Genomic DNA, 17,552 nt, shown 5'->3' on the forward strand with positions numbered 1-17,552 from the left:
GGAGGGGTGTCGCGCCCGGCAAGTGAAGCCTGCCCTCGCCACCGGTGACACCCCTCCACCATGCTTCGCATGGTCTCCCTCCCCTTACAGGGGAGGAATGAAGGGGGCTTGACCTGAATGTCGATACGACAGGATCAGGCCGCCACCCCCTGCCCCGACAGGATCAGCGCCACGCCGATCGGATGGCGTGCGCCCGCCGGCAGCGTGACCTCCAGCGCGCTACCCGTCCGACGAAAGGCCAGCGGCGCCGCATCACCCGGCAGGGTCACACGCGCGACCTGCCCCCGCAGCGTCGGATTGTCGCGCCCGAGCAGCGTCAGGCGGACGATATTATCCTCGGGCCAACCCAGCACCAGCGCGTGGAGATTCCCGTCCCGGGTCACATAGCGGATGTCCCTGGCCGTATAGCGCGACGTCGGCCCGTCCTCGGAGAACAGCCCGGCATTGCCGCGCGTCGGCCCCTCGCCATGCAGTCGCCAGGGGCGCGTTCCGTAAATGGCCTCGCCAAAGCGCCTCATCCAGCCGGCAAGCTCTTCCAGGATGCGTTCTTCCTTGTCGTCGATCGTACCGTCGCCGCGCATGGGCACGGACAGCATCAGATTGCCGTTCTTCGACACGACATCGCACAGCGTATGGATTACCGTCGCCGCCGACTTGTAGCCGTCACGGGCATAGAGATCGGCGTCGTAATGCCAGTTGCCGAGACAGGTGTCCGTCTGCCACGGAAAGCGCTCGATGTAATTCTTGCCGCCGCGCTCGACATCGTCGACGATCCCCATGCGCCGCTGCGGCGGAGTGGTCTTGGCGGTCACCACCGCCTCCAGCCGCCCGCCATGCCATTGCATCGACTGGTTGTAATACCAGGCCGCGAACTCCAGCCCATGCTGTTCGAGCGGCAGATCGAAATTGTCGAAATAGACCATGTCCGGCCGGTGCTGTTCGATCAGATCCTGACAGCGCAGCAGCCAGTTGCGGGCGAAGTCGGTGCCCGCCGGAACACCCTCGGTCCACAGCCGGTCGGTCGCCTCATGCCAGGCATTGGCTTCGTCGACGGTGCGGATGCCGTCGGGCATGGGCATGTGGCGACCGGTATAGAGTTGCTGAGGATCGAGGCCCTGCCACCATTTCCCCGCCCCTTTTGCGGCGGTCAGCGTGAACGCGTCATAACGCTGGCCAGCGCGCGACCCTTCGGGATCATAGCCATAGGCCGGCTGGTTCCAGTGCCAGGCATGGGCCGAGTGGTTGGACACGGCGAAGCGCAGGTTCCGCTCGCGCGCCAGCTTCGCCCATGTGCCGATAATGTCCTTGCGCGGGCCGACGCGGGTCGTGTTCCAGGGGTGATGGCGCGAGGCATAGGTGTCGAGATTGTCGTGGTGATTGGCCAGCGCCATGAAGTAGCGCGCGCCGGCCCGCTTATAGAGGTCGAGCTGCCGCGCGGGGTCCCAGCGTTCGGCCTTCCACAGATTCTGGATTTCCATGAAGCCGACATCGGCCGGATGGCCGTAATGTTCGAGGTGATGCTTATAGGCGCGGCTGCCCGGCAGATACATCTCGCGGGCATACCAGTCGCCCGCCTCCGGCACGCATTGCGCGGTCCAATGCGCCCAGATGCCGAACTTGGCGTCGCGGAACCAGTCGGGGACGCTATAGCCGGCGGTCAGCGAGGCCCAATCGGGGGTGAAGCGCGCGGGCGGCGGCACCTTCAGCGCGCGTCCGGCGCCGGTCGGCGTCGGGGCGGTCGTCACGGCGGACACCGCGGCGGGTGCCAGCGCGGCGGCGGCGACGCCCCCGCCGATCATCGCGCGTCGTGTCGTCTTCATGCCCGTCTCTCCCGCTACAGCCGGGACGCTCGCTCAGGCGCCCTGTCACTTTTGCAGGTGGCAGCATGTTTTCATATATAAGGCGTGTCAACGACCGATCGCGCGATGGCGGGGATGCTTCACCTCAATGACTGGACCAGCCGATCGTCAATCGCATGCCCAGCACCAGCGCATCGTCGACGGTGGAATCCGCCGATGGGTTCATGACATATTGGATGTCGGGCTGAACCGAGATGCCCTTCACGATCTCGTCGCTATAGGTCAGCTCGAAGATCGTCTCGCTGCCGCCAAGTGCGGGAAGCTCGCTGGGATTGCCGATGCGGTAATAGCGCGACAGGGCCCCATTGCCCGCCCCGAAGGACAGCGCGCTCTCCGGGCGCGCGTCGAACGGCCGTTCCCACAGCACGCCGCTCTGCCAGCCGCCGCGAAACGGCGTCGTCCGCCCGTCCGACAGGCCCAGGCGCAGGAAGCCGACGACATGCGTGTCGTCGCCATCGGCCGTCCCGATCAGGTCCTGCTCCGCCAGCAGATAGACGCCGTGCGAGAAGTGCGTTTCGTCGGTCTGGGTGATGCCCGGCGGGACGACGCCGGGCTGCCTGCGGGTATAACGCCACGCACCGACCGCCAGCTTGCCACGCCCGGTCCAGCCCGCCTCGGCGATCAGCAGCGCGCCCGCGCGCCCCGACAGATCGACCCCGTCCTCGTCACCGATCGTCCCCGCCTTGGCATTCACCACCGCGACCGCGCCATACATCGTCTCGGTCGTGGCCCTTAGTCGCACGGCCAGCGCGGTCGAGGGAAAGATCGCCGGCCCGTTCGTCCCCGTCGCCGCCAGTTCCGACCCCACGCCGAACATCGGCGAGATCAGCAACCCGGCGGCATCATTCTGATAGAATTCGCTGTTGACGTCATAGAGGCCCGTCTTGACCGTCACATGCTCGCCCAGCCCCTGCTCCAGCCACGCCTCGTAGATTTTCAGCCGCCGATCGGCGACCTCGATATTGTCGATGCCCTGGATCGACCCGGCCAGATCATTGGGCTTACCACCCAGATTGTTAAGCAGCGACAGATGCGCCGTCGCACGCTTCCACCGGAGCGCGGCATCCAGATCGGCGTCGGCGATCACATCGATATTGTCGAGGAAACGCGCCCCCCGCGCGATCCCGCCATCCGCCACGCCCATCACATCGGCCTTGTATAGGGCCTTGATCGTAAAGGGATTCCCAGTCGGCTCGGTGTCTTGCGCAAGCGCCGGCGCCGCGAATATCGCCCCCGCCATCGACAGCATAGCCGCCTTGCGCATCATGTTCGTCATGGCCCCGTTCGCTTGCAAAACAAATGATGAAGATGGCTTCATAGCGCAAAACCCTGCAGTCCGGGTTCAGAGAATTGGTAAACACGGCCGATCTATTTGGTCGCACCGGACGATCGCCGGCAAAGCCACCGACACGCCTTCCTATACTTGCGAATGACATTCATTCACGCCGATCCCGGTAACCCAATATTAGAGCATCCGCCGCTATGACATCAGGCTCTTTTACAGGGGCAGAGGGATCGAATGCACTCGATCAACAAGATGGTCACCGTCGCGATCGCCGCCATCGTCATGCTGGTGCTGGTGTCGGGTGCGGGCAATGTCTGGTCCAATCGCAAACAGGCGGCGGCGCGCGACGGGATCACCCGGGGGTCGGTGCTGCTGCGCAATCACATGACCGCCGACATGATGCACGATTCGGTTCGCGGCGATGTGCTGTCGATCCTTCGCGCCGCCAATATCGGCGACCTCGATCTGGCGCACAGCCGCGAGGGGCTGTCGGACGACGCCGCGCTGCTGCGCAAATCGGTGCTCGCCGATGCGAACTATGGCGCCGCGCCCGAGGTCGCCGCCCAGGCCCGGCGTATCCAGCCGCTGGTCGACCAGTATATCGCCACCGCCGACCAGATCGCGCAGGTCGCGACCACGGACAAGGCGCGCGCCTCCGCCCTGCTGCCCCGCTTCCTCACCGCGTTCGAGAAACTGGAGGGCGGGATGAGCGACCTGTCCGACCGGATCGAGGCGCATCTGGTCGCCGTCCGGGACGAGGCGGCACGGGTGGCGATGTTGGCCAATATCCTGCTGGCGGTGACGACCTTCGCGACGCTGGCGCTGGTGCTCGCCATCGGCTTCGCCACGCGCCGCCATGTCGTCGCTCCCCTCCTGCTGCTGATCGACGCGCTGAAGGGCATGACCTCGGGCCGGATGGACATGGCCATTCCCTCAGGCACGCGCCGCGACGAGCTGGGCCAGCTGGCCGGCGCGACGGGCGCGCTTCGCGACCAGCTCGTCGCGGCCGAGCGCGCCAAGGACGAACAGACCCGGCTGATCTGCGACAGCTTCGGCACGGCGCTGTCCCAGCTGGCGCAGGGCGATCTGGTGGCACGCGTCGATGCCGACCTGACCGGGCCGTTCAACCAGATCAAGCAGGACTTCAACGCCGCCGTATCGTCGCTCCAGCGCACGCTCGGCAGCGTGGTGACGGCCGCGACCAGCATCAACAACGGCGCCGGCGACATCCGTCAGGCCTCGGACGACCTGTCGCAGCGCACCGAGCAACAGGCCGCCTCGCTCGAAGAGACCGCCGCCGCGATGGACGAAATCACGACGACGGTACGCGAAACCGCCGCCGGTGCGACCCAAGCCAACCGTATCGTCGGCGAAGCACGCGAAGAGGCGCGCGAATCGGGCGAGATCGTACGCCGTGCGGTGGAGGCCATGGGCGGCATCGAGCGCGCCTCGACCGAAATCGGCGAGATCATCGCGGTCATCGACGGCATCTCGTTCCAGACCAACCTGCTCGCGCTGAACGCCGGTGTCGAGGCGGCGCGCGCGGGCGACGCCGGCAAGGGCTTCGCCGTCGTCGCCAGCGAGGTGCGCGCCCTCGCCCAGCGCTCCGCCGACGCCGCCAAGGACGTCAAGACGCGGATCACCGCCTCGGCGGATCAGGTGGAGGAAGGCGTGCGCCTGGTCGGCGAGACGGGCGAGGCACTGAACCGCATCATCCAGCGGATCGCCGACATCGACGGGTTGGTCGCCAGCATCGCCAATTCGGCCGACCGTCAGGCGACCGGCCTGCAACAGGTGAACACCGCCGTCGCCGAGATGGACGGCATGACCCAGCAGAATGCCGCGATGGTCGAACAGACCACAGCGGCGGCCCGCAGCCTGGCCTCCGAGGCCGATGGCATGACCCGCCAGATCGCCAGCTTCCGCATCGGCAGCATGGCGGCACCCCCCGCCCCGAAGCCCGCCCCCGCCGAACCGCCCCCTCGCCGCACCGCAGCGCCGCGGGCGCGCGTCGTGGGAAATACGGCGCTGGCGATCGACGAGGATGACTGGTCGTCATTCTAACGAAAGGACGGGCTCGAGCTGACACGCGAAAGCGCCAGTCTACCTTCTGCCCCCCTTACGACTGCGACGCGCGCCAGCCCAGGCCCAGCGCCTTTTGCAATGCCACATAGTCGTTGGTCAGCCCGGCGACCGCCTGCGACAGCGACTGTTGCGCCGACACGCGCTGGCGCTCCGCGTCGAGCGTGTCGATCAGCGTCGCGGCCCCGGCGCGGTAACGTTGTTGCATCAACGCCGCCGAACGGTCGGCCGAGGCCTTGGCCCGCGCCAGCGTCGCGACCGTGTTGCGCCGCGCGCGGAACCGGGAAAGCGAATCCTCGGCATCGCGCAGCGCCGACAGAATGGCTCCGCGATACTGCGCCTCGGCCTCGTCGCGCGCGCCCTCGGCCTGGCCGACACGAGCGTTGGCGCGGCCGAAGTTCAGCACGTTCCATTGCAGCATCGGCGCGCCGACCGTCACCAAATTGTCGAGATCGGTCAGCGCGTCGAGCGAGGTGCCGCCGATGCCGATGATCCCCATCAGGTTGAGGCGCGGGAATTTGGCGGCCTCCGCGACGCCGATGCGCGCGGTCTGCGCCGCCAGGTTGCGCTCGGCGGCCCGGATGTCCGGGCGGCGCTGGAGCAGCGCGGTCGGATCGCCGACCGCGACCTGCGCGGGCGGCAACGGCACCGGCGCCGCCTGACCCAGCCGCTGGTCGAGCGTGCCCGGCGCCTCGCCGATCAGGATGGCGAGTGCGTTCAGATAGGTCTCGACCGAGGCCGACAGCGGTAGGATCTGCGCATCGGTGCTCTCCACCTGATTGCGCAGCCGTTCGACCTCGAGCTGCGAGGCGGTGCCGTTGCGGAAGCGCTGCTCGGTCAGGTTCAGCGTGTCGCGCTGCATCCGCGACGCTTCGCGCGCCAGGATCAGCCGCTGCTGTGCGTCGCGCAGACCCACATAGGCCTGGGCGACATCGGCGCTGAGCGAGACCTGCGCGTCGGCAACATTGGCCTCCGCCGCCGCCGCATTCGCGCGCGCCGCCTCGACCGTGCGGCGGCGACCGCCGAACAGGTCGATCTCCCAACTGGCGTCGAAGCCCAGGTTGAAGAAGTTCAGGCTCTGGCCACCCGAATTGCCGTCGCTCGCCGCGCCGCCATTGGCACCCCCCTGCCCCTCGCCCGACTGGCCGCCCAGATTAAGGCCGGGCAGATCGGCGTGGAGATAGGTCGCGCTGGCATTGGCGTTGGGCGCCTGATTGGCGCGCTCCAGTCGTAGGGCGGAGCGCGCCTGCTTCAGCCGCGCTTGCGCCACCGCGACATTGGGATTGGACGCCAGCGCCCGCTCCTCCAGCCAGGTGAGCATCGGGTCGTTCAGCGTCGTCCACCAGTCGGCGACCGCCGGTGCGGTGGTCGCCAGCGTATTGTCGGCGCGCACGAAGCCGGCGGGCGGCGTCGCGGCCGAGCCCACGCCTTGCGGCGGGCCGGCATAGTTCGGCCCGACAGTGCAGGCCCCCAGCAGGAGAAGCGGGATCAGGGAAAGCTGCTTGCGCATCATGGGTCTCAATGCATCGCCACGGGGCCGCCCTGGGGCAGCGGGCGGAGGAAGAGGACGAGCGGCATCACCATCACGATGCCGACGCACAGGATGAAGAACAGGTCGTTATAGGTCATCACCAGCGCCTGTTGGCGGATGGTGTTGCCGATCATGCGATAGGCCGCCTCGGTGCTGCCGAATTGCTGCGACAGCCCGCCGATCCAGTCCTGCACCGACTGGGCATTGGCCGACAGCGATTCCTCCAGCCGGCGCTCATGCAGGAAGCTGCGCTGGTCCTGCACGGTCGCGATGCCGGCCAGCGCGAACGAGCCGCCCAGGTTGCGCGCCGCGCTGAACAAACCGGCGGCGTCGCCCGCCTGCTCGGGCGGCACCGAGGAGATCGCCGCCTGGTTCAGGAACAACATGCCCAGGATCGTGCCGACGCCGCGCAGGAGCTGCGAGTCGGTGAACGAACTACCGGTCGAATCGGCGGTCAACACCGTGTCGATCCCGGCGCTCAGCGCCATGATGCCCAGGCCCAGCCCCACCGCGATACGGATGTCGACCTTCTTGATTAGGATCGGGGTGAAGGGCATCATGATCAGGCTGGGAATGCCGCTGAGCAGCACGACCTTGCCCGCCTGGAACGCGTTATAGCCGGCGATAGAGGCCAGGAACTGCGGGATCACATAGGAGGTGCCGTAGAGCACCATGCCCAAGACGATGCCCATGATCACCACGCTGCCGAACTGGCGGTCGAGCAGCAGCTTCAACCGGATGACCGGGCGTGACGCCACGAACTGACCGGCGAAGAGCAGGCCGAAGCCGATGAGGGACAAGATCGTCAGCTCGATGATCTCACGCGACTCGAACCATTGCTCGCGCTGCCCTTCCTCCAGCACGACGGTCAGGCCGCCCAGGCCGAGCGCCAGGCCGGCGATGCCCAGCCAGTCGGCCTTCATCAGCTCGGACAGATGCGGCTTCTGGTGCGGCAGGCCGACAAGCAGCAGCGTGACCAGCACCGCGCCGACCGGCACGTTGAGGAAGAAGGCGTAATGCCAGCTGATATTCTCGGTCAGCCAGCCGCCGATCAGCGGCCCCATGACGGGGCCCAGAATGGCGGTGACGCCGAAAAAGGCGGTGCCGATCGGTTGCTGCTCGCGCGGCAGGCGCGTGGCGATGATGGTCAGCGCGGTCGGGATCAGCGCGCCGCCGGTGATGCCCTGCCCCGCGCGCCCGACGATCATCATCGTCAAATTGGTCGACAGGCCGCACAGCACCGAAAAGGCGGTGAACAGGATCGAAGCGATCAGCAGGAAGGTGCGAAGGCCGAGCAGCCGCTCGAGCCAAGCGGACAAAGGGATGATGATGATCTCGGCGACCAGATAGGAGGTCGCGATCCATGTCCCCTCCGTGCCGCTCGCGCCGATCTCGCCCTGGATGGTGGGGAGCGCGGAATTGACGATCGAGATGTCGAGCGTCGCCATCAGCGCGCCGATGCTGCCCGCCGCGACGGCGAGCCAGGCGGTCAGGTCGGCCTTGGCCGGGGCACCGCCGCTCGCGCGGGCGGGTGCCTTGGCCGGGCCGCCCCGGGCGGGGGCCGCAGCGGCGCTCACCGGCCCTGCGCCCCCTCCCGCGCTTCGTTATGCTGGTCCTGCTGTTCGGCGATGCGCTTCAGCGCGCCCTTGGCCGAACGGGTGTCGACGACCACTTCGACCGACATGCCGGGCACGAGCAGGCTGCGCGTCTGCGGATCGGCGTCGACGGCGATGCGCACGGGAATACGCTGAACGATCTTGGTGAAGTTGCCGGTCGCGTTCTGCGGCGGCAGCAGCGAGAATTGCGCGCCGGTACCCGGTGCCACGCTTTCGACATGGCCCTTGATCTCGACACCTTCCAGCGCGTCGACCTCGATCTTCACCGGCTGGCCGGGGCGCATCAGGCCCAGTTGCGTTTCCTTGAAGTTCGCCTCGATATACAGCTGGCTGACCGGCACGATCGACATGGTGCGGGTGCCGGCCTGGACGAACTGGCCGACGCGTACCGTCTTGTTGCCGACCCGGCCGGCGATCGCGGCGCGGATCGTGGTCGAGACGAGATTGACCTCGGCGGCGTCCAACTGCGCCCTTGCGGCCTGCCCCTGCGAACGGGCCTGCTGGACCTGCGCGTTCAGCGTACCGATGCGGCGACGCGACGCGGCCAGCGCGGCATTGGCCGCCGCGACCTTGGCATTGGCCTGACGCGCCTGGTTCTGCAGCTGCGACAGGCGCTCGCGGCTTTCGGCCCCCGACGCGGCGAGCGGGGTGTAGCGCGCGACCTCGGTCTGGGCGAAGGCGGCATCGCTCTGCGCGGCGCGCAGATCGGCCTCGGCACGGTCGATCGCCGCCTGTTGTTCCTTGATCTGGGCCTGGACGCCCTCGGCATTGGCGCGGGCGACGCCGATCTGCGCCTCGATCTGCGCGGTCTGCGCGCGGTAATCGCGGGTGTCGATTTGGAGCAGCGGCTGACCGGCCTGAACGGCCTGGTTCTCACCGACGAACACCTTGTCGACATAGCCCGACACCTTGGGCGCGACGGTGACCGCGTCGGCCTGGATGAAGGCGTCGTTGGTCGACTGCATATACTGGCCGACGCTCTTGTAGCGCGCATACCAGAACACGCCGCCGATGATCGCGACGGCGGCAACGATGATCAGGATCAGGCGGATGCGCCGCTTCTTCTGCGGCGACGCGGTTTCCACCGGGCTTTCCTGGGACTCGTCGGTCGCGGCGGTTTCCTGGCCGTCATTCACTTGGTTAGCGTCGGCCATGCCGGCCTCCCTGTCGATGGAATCAATAGAACTTGACCGTGCATTTGCTCGCGCTTGCACAATAAGGCAAGACCATTTATTGAGTTACCTCACATTATGGCTGACCTCGAACCCCTGCTTGTGCGCTACGGGCGCTTGTATATGCGCCTCCATCGGCTGCTCGACCGGCGCATGGCGGCGCAGGGCGCCTCGCTCGCGCGGGCCAAGATGCTGATGTTCATGAACAAGCATGCGCCGGTCCGCGCCGCCGACATCGCCGACTGCTTCAGCCTGGCGCCGCGCACCGTCACCCAGGCGATCGATACGATGGAGCGCGACGGGTTGGTGCGGCGCGTGCCCGATCCGGTCGACCGCCGGGCCAAGCGGCTGGACATCACCGAAACCGGCCGACAGGTGCTGGAACAGACCGAGCCGTTGCGGCGCGCGGTCGTCGATCTGGCGTTCGGCACGCTGACGGCGGAGGAAGCCGCGCAGCTCGACCATATCCTGGCCAAGCTGGAAGATGCGATCGCCGCCGAGGTCGAGGATCTGCCCGGTTCCTGGGCCACCGGTCGCTAAGTCCCGCCCTGTTCCTGGCATAGCCCCTTCCCCCTCGATCGTTGACGTCGGTCGCGGCCCCTATTGCTCGCTATAGAGGCGCAGCGCGGCGGGCGTGTCGCCGGGTCGGCCCCCTTGCGCGATGACATAGGCGGCATGGACCGCCGCCCCCAGCGTGCCCGCACGGAACGGCTTCGATATGCAGCCGATGACCAGCGGGTGCCCGCCTTGGTGGGGGCAATTGCCGCTGAGGAAAACGCATGGGATGCCGCGATCGGCGATCAGTTGCGCAGCCGTGATCCCGCTGTCACCGTCCGCCAGCTTGACGTCGCATAGAACCAGATCGGGGCGATCGGCCTCGACCAGATCGATCGCGGCGGCGACGGTATCGGCGATGCCGGTGACGTGGTGGCCGTGGAGGGTCAGCGCATCCTCAACGAGCATGGCCACGAGCGCCTCGTCCTCGACGATCAGCAGCTTGAGCGCGTCGCTGCCGAAACGGTTTTCGTCAGTCCGGGACGCGGTGCCGATGTTCGCCGCCATCATGCGGCATGACCAAAATCAGGCACCCACTTCCCTCGCTCGTCAGCGTCGCACGCAATTGATGGCAGAGCCGCGAAATGAGACGATCCGTCCCGACCAGATCGACGCCACGCTCCCATCCAACGCCGTCAAACGCGATGCGCAATATTTCGTTCCCGCCGTCGCGACACATCGTCATGACGATGCGCGGCACGGCGGTCGGCCCCGTCAACAGCGTGTCGAGCAGCAGCGCGGCGGCCACCGCGCGCTCGATCGGGACCGCAACCGGTTCGGGCACGATGATCTCGGGCGTGGCCTCGTCGCCGCGCAACTGCCCGATCACGTCGCCGAAGAGCGCGGCCAGATCGACCAGTCCGGGTTCGGCGGTCGCGTAGAGCGGGCGATGCGCGCTGGCCAGCACCTGCAACCGCTCCGCCGCGCGCGCCAGTGCGGCACGGGTGACCGGATCGGCGGCGCTTCGCACCTCGTTCGACACCAGCCCGATCGCAACCTGCAGCGCGTTGCGCACGCGGTGGTTCAACTCGGCCAGCAACCGCGTCTGCGTCTCGATCCCCTCGCGCAGCGCCTGCTCGATCCGCAGGCGATGCTTGGCCAGCGCGACATAATGGCACAGCAGCGACATCAGCCGCTGCTCCTCATCGGTGAAAGGCGCAGCCGCGCGCCGCCCGAAGCTGAGCGTGCCGAGCAGTTGTTCACCATAGAAGAGCGGCATGCACAGATAGACGTCGATGCCCACCGAGCGGACAAAGGCGGCGGCGGGGTCATCGGATCGCTGGATACCCACAAGATGCAGCACCCGCCGCTCACGCATCGCCCGGCCGCATAGCGAGCCCCCGACGTCGAGCCCCATGACGGCGCGCTGCTGGGCCGGGGTCAGCCCGCCACAGGCCTCCAGCTGAACGACATCGCCGTCGCGACGGAAATTGAAGAACAGGTCCAGCCGCAGCTCGTCGCGGATCAGCTCGAACAGCGCCTCGATCATCAGCGCGGGGTCGTCGGCCCCCATCAGGCGATCGGTCGCCGCCGCGATCAGCGTCAGATAGCGTCGCGTGGCATCGGGATCGCCCGCGACCGGCGCGATCACGTCGTCGACGAACGGCAACGGCGCCAGGGTGAAGGTGGTGGAAGGGGCCACATGCGAACGATAACGACTGCCGCGTCCCGCTCCAAGGGGCGATGGGCGAATTGCGATGAATCGTCGTTTCCGGATTACCGGCTCGGGCGGCACGCCATCGCATGCCGCCCGGTCCCACGCGTCACATCAGCGCGCCGTCACCGCCGACTGGTCGACCGGCACCACCGGCATCCACACCCGGCTGGCATTCGCCCCGCCGCGCTCCAGCGTGATCGTCGCCTTGCGATAGTCACCGGGCTTGGCGGTGAAGATGTTGGGCACGAAGGTCTGCGGGTTGCGGTCATAGAGCGGGAACAGGCTCGACTGGACCTGGATCATGATCCGGTGCCCCGGCTGGAACACATGGTTCACCGTCGGCAGGCGGAACTTATATTCCTGCACCCTGCCCGCGGGGATCGCGCTGGGGTTGGCGAAGCTCTGCCGATAGCGGCCGCGGAATATGTCGAGGCTGATCGGCAGTTCATAGCCCCCCATCTTGGGGTCGTTGGCATTCTCCGCCGGATAGACGTCGATGATCTTCACCACGAAGTCGCCATCGGTACCCGTCGTCCGCGCGAACAGGTCGGCGATCGGCGCGCCCGAGACACGCACCGCCTGGGTCAGGACGGGCGTGCTGTAGGTGACGACATCGGTGCGGCCATCGACGTGACGCTGATCGCTGACCAGCCAGTCACCCCAGCGGCCATCGTTGAAGTTCACCGGCCGCGACAGATGCGGCACCGGATTGGCAGGGTCGGAGACATAGCTGTCCTGCCCCGCACCCGGCATCTGGAAGCTCAGCCCCTTGTCCGCTGAGAGATAGAGCGGGGTCAGCGGCGCGGCGCACCCGCTCTGGCAGGCGAGCGGCCATTGGCTGAGCTTGTCCCAGTGATTTTCACCGGTGTTGTAGATCGCGGCCGCCGGCAGGTTCGCGGCAGGCCCGTCCTTCAGATACTGGTTGAACAGCGGCAGGACCATGTCCTCGCGGAACTGCCTGGCGGTGTCGCCATTCCACTGGAACGGGCCCAGGCTGGAGCCGGTGCGGTTGATCTGGCTGTGCCGCCACGGCCCCATGACCAGATGGTTGTTGCCGATCTTGCCCTTGGCCTTCAGCGCTTCCCAGGCCGTGATCGCGCCGTACATGTCCTCCTGATCCCACAGCCCCTGTTCCCAGAGCGTCGGCACGTTGGAGGGATTGGCTGCCAGCAGCTTGTCGAGCGCCTGTCCCTGCCAGTAATAGTCGTAGGACGGATGCTGGACGATGCGCTGCCAGAAGGGCAGCTGGTCGTAACCCGACTTCCGGGCCCAATCATTCGCCGAGCCGTAACGGAAATTCTCGTAATCGTCATAGCCGCCGCTCGACGGTGCGGTCCCCTCGCCCTTATATCCGGTCTGCGACCCGATCCAGGCGATGTTGGCGAGGCGGAAGGCACCGTAATGGAACCAATCATCGCCCATCCAGCCGTCGATCATCGGGCTTTCGGGCGCCGCGACCTTCAGCGCGGGGTGCGGGTTGAGCAGCGCCATGACGACGGTGAAGCCCTCGTAGGACGACCCGATCATGCCGACGCGGCCGTTCGATTCCGGCAGGTTCGCCTTGTTCACCAGCCAGTCGATCGTGTCATAGGCGTCGGTGACATGATCGACCTTGGTCGCGTTCAGCGGGCCGATGACGGGGCGGGTGACGACATAATCGCCCTCCGAGCCGTATTTGCCGCGAATGTCCTGATAGACGCGGATATAGCCCGCCTTCACGAATTCCTCATCGGCCAGCGGCAACGCCTCGATCATGCGGGTGCTGTCCGAACGCTTGGCGCGGCCCGCCGCGTTATAGGGCGTGCGCGTCAGGACGATCGGGGCGTTGACCGCCCCCTTGGGCACGACGATGACGGTGTAGAGCTTCGTCCCGTCGCGCATCGGCACCATCACCACGCGCTTGTCGTAATCGCGCTCGGCGACATTGGTCGGCGGGGTGAAGTTGGGCGGGATGTCGCTGACCGTCGAGTCCGTGACGACCTTCACCGGCGCGGCGGCGGGCGCGGGGCGCTGCTGCGCCGTCGCGGGGGTCAGGATGGCGAGCGCGCTCGCGGCAAGCAGGCAGGTGCGGAGAGTCATGGACGAACGGAACCCCTCAAGAACCGGTGGATAGGCCATCGTGCCGCGCGCGTGACGGCACGGCAACCGGCAAGATGCTCGAACGATACATTGTTACATTTGCCGTGCAAGTCACGGCGATCGCGTCAGCCCGCTTTCCTTTGCCGCCCCTCGCCCATAGAAGGGTCGATCAAGGCATGACATTGCCATCGGTATCACGGGAGGATGCGGCCGAGTGACGATAGTGAAACGACGCGGTCCCGCCCATAGCGCGCTGGCCCGCGACATCGGTATCGCGATCGTCACCGGGCGGATCGCGCCGGGATCGACCCTGCCGGGCGAGGTCGAGATCGCCGAGCAGCGCGGCATGTCCCGCTCCGTGGTGCGCGAGGCGCTGCGCATGCTGTCGGCCAAGGGACTGGTGGTCAGCAAGCCCAAGGCGGGCACCCGCGTGCGCGAGCGGCTGGAGTGGAATCTCCTCGACCCCGATCTGCTCGCCTGGATGTTCGAGGGCGAGCCGCCCGCCGGCTTCGTCAACAGCCTGTTCCAGCTGCGCCTGATCGTCGAGCCGGCCGCCGCCGAGCTCGCCGCGCTCAGCCGCAACACGCGCCAGCTGTCACGCATGGGTGCCGCGCTGGAGGCGATGGGCGAACATGGCCTCCACACCGAACAGGGCCGCGCCGCCGACCAGCTGTTCCACAACATCATCCTGGAGGCGACCGGCAACGAGCTGCTGATCAGCCTGTCGGGCAGCATCGGCGCAGCGGTCCGCTGGACCACGCTCTACAAGCATCGCGGCAGCCGGATGCCCCGCGACTCGATGCCCGAGCACCGCCAGCTCTTCGCCGCCATCGCCGAAGGCGACGCCACCGCCGCGCGTGCCGCGACGATCGTGCTGGTCGACCAAGCCCGAGAGGACACCGAACGCGCGCTGGCCAGCTAAGCTGGCAAATTCCTTCCTTGCTGGGGAAGAAATTTAGAGGGTGATGACATTGTACTGATTCAACGCGAGCCCCTCCCCTTCAGGGGAGGGGTTGGGGTGGGACCTCTCCTCTTGGCGCGGGGCTTGCGGAAGCGCCCCACCCCCGGCCCCTCCCCTGAAGGGGAGGGGTGTGTCCATGTCATACCATTCCGCTCTAACGGATCACCCCAACGGCCAGAGCGTCTTCAACGGCCGCGTCGCGTCGGCCAGCGCATGCTCCGCCACGACCGCGCCCCCGGCGACCAGCGCCTTGCCCTGCACGAAGTCGCGCATCGCGTTGACGCAGTCGAGCGCGATCACCTTGCCGCCGCGCAGATAGACGACCGAGAAGCTCCGCGTCGCCGGATCGCCGCGCAGGATGGCGCGGTCATGCCCGATCGACAGCCCGACCGTCTGCAGCTTCAGATCATATTGGTTGGACCAGAACCAGGGCACCGCATGATAGGCCGCCTCACGCCCGGCGATCGTCCGCGCCGCTGTCGTCGCCTGATCATTGGCGTTCTGCACTGACTCCAGCCGGATCACCGCCCCGCCGGCAAAGTCGTTGGCGTGCGCGGCGCAGTCGCCGACCGCGAAGACGTGCGGCAGGCTGGTCCGCCCCTGCGCATCGACGGTCACGCCATTGTCGCCGACAGCCCCTGCGGCAAGCAGCGGCGCGACCGCCGGCACGATACCGATCCCGACGATCGCCATTTGCGCAGGCAGCACCATGCCATCCGCCAGCCGGACGCCGGTGACCACCCCCTCGCCCTCGATACAGATCACGCTTTCGTTCAATCGCGCGGTCACGCCATGCGCGCGGTGCTCGGCCTCGTAGAAGCGCGACAGCGCCTCACCCGCGACGCGCGCCAATACGCGATCCTGTGCTTCGACGATCGTCACCTGCTTGCCGAACTTGGTCAGCACGGCCGCCGCCTCCAGCCCGATATAGCCGCCACCGACGACCACGATATGCTCGACGCCAGGCAGTTCGGCGATCAGCCTGTCGACATCGGCACGCGTACGGACGCCGTGGACGCCCGCCAGATCATGGCCCGTGCAGCTCAGCCGCCGGGCATGGCCGCCCGCCGCCCAGATCAGATGCTCATAGCCGATCACCGCGCCGGCGGCGGTCGTGACACACCGCGCGTCGGCATCCACCGCCGTGACTTCCTCGCCCAGACGCAAGGTGACGCCGCGTTCCTCCCAGAAGCGCTCGGGCCGGATCATGATCCGCTCGAACGGCTTGTCGCCCGCCAGATACTCCTTGGACAGCGGCGGGCGTTCATAGGGGGGATAGGCCTCCTCGCCGATCATCGTGATCGTGCCGGCAAAGCCCTCCTGGCGCAGTGCGATCGCCGCCTGCGCGCCGGCATGGCCGGTACCGACGATCAGGACGTCATAGGAGGCGGGCGGGTTCGGGCTGTGCGTCATGCCCGTTACCTAGGATGGAACCGGCCCGGCTGTCACCGGGCATGACAAAGCGTTGCGAGCGCGAAAGAGCATCTTCAATCGCGGGCTGCTTGCCGCTAGGGAGCGGGCAATTCTTCAGGAGACATCATGAGCAAGCTGCATCTCGTCTTCGGTGGCCGCGTCAGCGACCCGCAGACCCTGGACTTCGTCGATCCCGCCGCGCTGGAAGTGGTGGGCGTGTTCCCCGATTATGCCAGCGCCGAAAAGGCCTGGCGCGCCGCCGCGCAGCGGACGGTCGACGATGCGGAGATGAAGTTCGTGGTCGTCCACCTGCACCGCCTGCTGGAGCCCACGCTCGACTGATCCTGGTTTTGGGCGAAGTTGAGGGCGTGGCCTTCGACTTCGCTCAGGCTGAACGGCGTTTGGGATTAGAAACCCGACCCATACACCGCATCGCGCTCGTGCCGAGCGCCTGTTTGAGCCGCCCCCCTCCGCTCGCACTGAGCGAAGTCGAAGTGCACGGGAAAACGGTGGTCGCTGGGCGAGGTTGGGTCGTAGCCTTCGACTGCGCTCAGGCTGAACGGCCGTTTGCGCTAAGCCCCAGCTCCGTTCGCACTGAGCGAAGTCGAAGTGCATGGGAAAACGGTGGCCATTGTCGAGTCCGGGTCGTGGCCCGAAACTTCGCCGTGACCGAACAGCGCGGACGATAAAATCCCATCCGCCTTAAGCGTTACGATAACGCCACAACAGCAACGGCTTGGCGAAGACCAGCCCAGCCACGAACCCGCCGATATGCGCGGCGACCGCGATCGCGCCCATGCCCATCCCGGCATAGCCGATCAAGAGCTGGATACCGATCCAGCCCGCCGCCAGCCACAGCACATGCGTCAGCTCCGCCGACAGGCCGGCGATGCCGCGCGTCGTACGCCGTTGCCCGAAGAGCAGCGCATAGGCCCCGACGATCGCCGAGATCGCCCCGCTCGCGCCGATCATCGGCATGGGGGAGTTGGGATCGGGAAAATATTGCGCGATCGCGGCGGCATAGGCGCCCACGACATAGAGGATCGCGATCCCGCGCGGCCCCAGCGCGCGTTCGGCCTGCGCACCGCAATAGACCAGCATGATCAGGTTGAACGCGATATGCGCGAACCCGCCATGGATCAGCGTGGCGGTCAGCGGCGTCAGGATGATCGGCACCGCGAAGCCGAAATCGGGGGGCAGCGCCGCCCCTTCGAAACGCAACGGGATGAACCCCGCGCCGACCGCCGCATCCGGCACCAGGCCGGTCAGGATCAGGAACAGCGACACGATCGCCGTGACGGCCGCGATGGCCGTCGTCGCCCGTGCCGCTGTCCAGTTCATC

At 67.2% G+C, this 17,552-nt stretch carries 14 protein-coding genes; 4 read left to right on the forward strand and 10 right to left on the reverse strand.

The features are described 5' to 3' along the window. Nucleotides 1–134: 134 nt before the first annotated feature. Complete coding sequence (locus tag ACQHGV_RS09270) at nt 135–1,820, reverse strand: alpha-L-fucosidase (protein WP_440977972.1); 1,686 nt, start codon at nt 1,818–1,820, stop codon at nt 135–137. Nucleotides 1,821–1,944: 124 nt separating this feature from the next. Then, nucleotides 1,945–3,135 (reverse strand): carbohydrate porin, encoded by a 1,191-nt coding sequence (locus ACQHGV_RS09275; protein ID WP_440977973.1) that lies wholly within the window; start codon nt 3,133–3,135, stop codon nt 1,945–1,947. A gap of 243 nt (nt 3,136–3,378) precedes the next feature. On the opposite strand from ACQHGV_RS09275, the gene ACQHGV_RS09280 reads away from it, so the two are divergent. After that, the gene (locus ACQHGV_RS09280) at nt 3,379–5,208 is read left to right on the forward strand and encodes a methyl-accepting chemotaxis protein (protein WP_440977974.1); all 1,830 of its coding nucleotides are present in this window, start codon (nt 3,379–3,381) and stop codon (nt 5,206–5,208) included. Between the two features lie 55 nt (nt 5,209–5,263). Here the strand turns inward: ACQHGV_RS09280 and ACQHGV_RS09285 are convergent, their stop codons facing one another. From ACQHGV_RS09285 to ACQHGV_RS09295, 3 genes are read right to left on the reverse strand one after another with little or no spacing between them, the layout of a single operon-like run. Further along, entirely contained in the window at nt 5,264–6,736 is a 1,473-nt protein-coding gene (locus ACQHGV_RS09285; protein WP_440980184.1) for an efflux transporter outer membrane subunit, read from the reverse strand. A gap of 8 nt (nt 6,737–6,744) precedes the next feature. Beyond that, on the reverse strand, nt 6,745–8,334 hold the full coding sequence (locus tag ACQHGV_RS09290; protein WP_440977975.1) for an MDR family MFS transporter: 1,590 nt from the start codon (nt 8,332–8,334) through the stop codon (nt 6,745–6,747). Next, nucleotides 8,331–9,527 carry an HlyD family secretion protein gene (locus tag ACQHGV_RS09295; protein ID WP_440977976.1) on the reverse strand — a complete coding sequence of 399 codons (1,197 nt, stop codon included), beginning with the start codon at nt 9,525–9,527 and terminating at the stop codon, nt 8,331–8,333. Before ACQHGV_RS09295 ends, ACQHGV_RS09290 begins: the two co-directional genes overlap by 4 nt. A gap of 141 nt (nt 9,528–9,668) precedes the next feature. Here ACQHGV_RS09295 and ACQHGV_RS09300 point away from each other — a divergent pair, with 141 nt between their 5' ends. Continuing rightward, on the forward strand, nt 9,669–10,085 hold the full coding sequence (locus ACQHGV_RS09300) for a MarR family winged helix-turn-helix transcriptional regulator (protein ID WP_440977977.1): 417 nt from the start codon (nt 9,669–9,671) through the stop codon (nt 10,083–10,085). A 60-nt stretch (nt 10,086–10,145) separates the two neighbouring features. On the opposite strand, the gene ACQHGV_RS09305 is transcribed toward ACQHGV_RS09300, so the two are convergent. The 3 genes from ACQHGV_RS09305 to ACQHGV_RS09315 all read right to left on the reverse strand — a co-directional run bounded on the left by ACQHGV_RS09305 (nt 10,146) and on the right by ACQHGV_RS09315 (nt 13,836). Beyond that, nucleotides 10,146–10,610, reverse strand: a complete 465-nt coding sequence (locus tag ACQHGV_RS09305; RefSeq protein ID WP_440977978.1) for a response regulator — start codon at nt 10,608–10,610, stop codon at nt 10,146–10,148. Then, nucleotides 10,573–11,742 (reverse strand): GAF domain-containing protein, encoded by a 1,170-nt coding sequence (locus ACQHGV_RS09310; protein ID WP_440977979.1) that lies wholly within the window; start codon nt 11,740–11,742, stop codon nt 10,573–10,575. Before ACQHGV_RS09310 ends, ACQHGV_RS09305 begins: the two co-directional genes overlap by 38 nt. A gap of 126 nt (nt 11,743–11,868) precedes the next feature. Beyond that, on the reverse strand, nt 11,869–13,836 hold the full coding sequence (locus tag ACQHGV_RS09315) for a CocE/NonD family hydrolase (RefSeq protein ID WP_440977980.1): 1,968 nt from the start codon (nt 13,834–13,836) through the stop codon (nt 11,869–11,871). Nucleotides 13,837–14,050: 214 nt separating this feature from the next. Between ACQHGV_RS09315 and ACQHGV_RS09320 the strand changes: the two genes are divergently transcribed. Then, the gene (locus ACQHGV_RS09320; RefSeq protein WP_183953046.1) at nt 14,051–14,758 is read left to right on the forward strand and encodes an FCD domain-containing protein; all 708 of its coding nucleotides are present in this window, start codon (nt 14,051–14,053) and stop codon (nt 14,756–14,758) included. 201 nt (nt 14,759–14,959) lie between these two features. Here ACQHGV_RS09320 and ACQHGV_RS09325 read toward each other — a convergent pair whose 3' ends face one another. Continuing rightward, nucleotides 14,960–16,210, reverse strand: a complete 1,251-nt coding sequence (locus tag ACQHGV_RS09325) for an NAD(P)/FAD-dependent oxidoreductase (RefSeq protein ID WP_440977981.1) — start codon at nt 16,208–16,210, stop codon at nt 14,960–14,962. Between the two features lie 126 nt (nt 16,211–16,336). On the opposite strand from ACQHGV_RS09325, the gene ACQHGV_RS09330 reads away from it, so the two are divergent. Continuing rightward, the gene (locus tag ACQHGV_RS09330; protein ID WP_007403996.1) at nt 16,337–16,552 is read left to right on the forward strand and encodes a DUF4170 domain-containing protein; all 216 of its coding nucleotides are present in this window, start codon (nt 16,337–16,339) and stop codon (nt 16,550–16,552) included. Nucleotides 16,553–16,912: 360 nt separating this feature from the next. Here the strand turns inward: ACQHGV_RS09330 and ACQHGV_RS09335 are convergent, their stop codons facing one another. Continuing rightward, nucleotides 16,913–17,551 carry a rhomboid family intramembrane serine protease gene (locus ACQHGV_RS09335; RefSeq protein WP_440977982.1) on the reverse strand — a complete coding sequence of 213 codons (639 nt, stop codon included), beginning with the start codon at nt 17,549–17,551 and terminating at the stop codon, nt 16,913–16,915. Between the last annotated feature and the right edge of the window lies 1 nt (nt 17,552).

Source organism: Sphingomonas pseudosanguinis (assembly GCF_052056765.1).
Lineage (GTDB): Bacteria > Pseudomonadota > Alphaproteobacteria > Sphingomonadales > Sphingomonadaceae > Sphingomonas > Sphingomonas pseudosanguinis.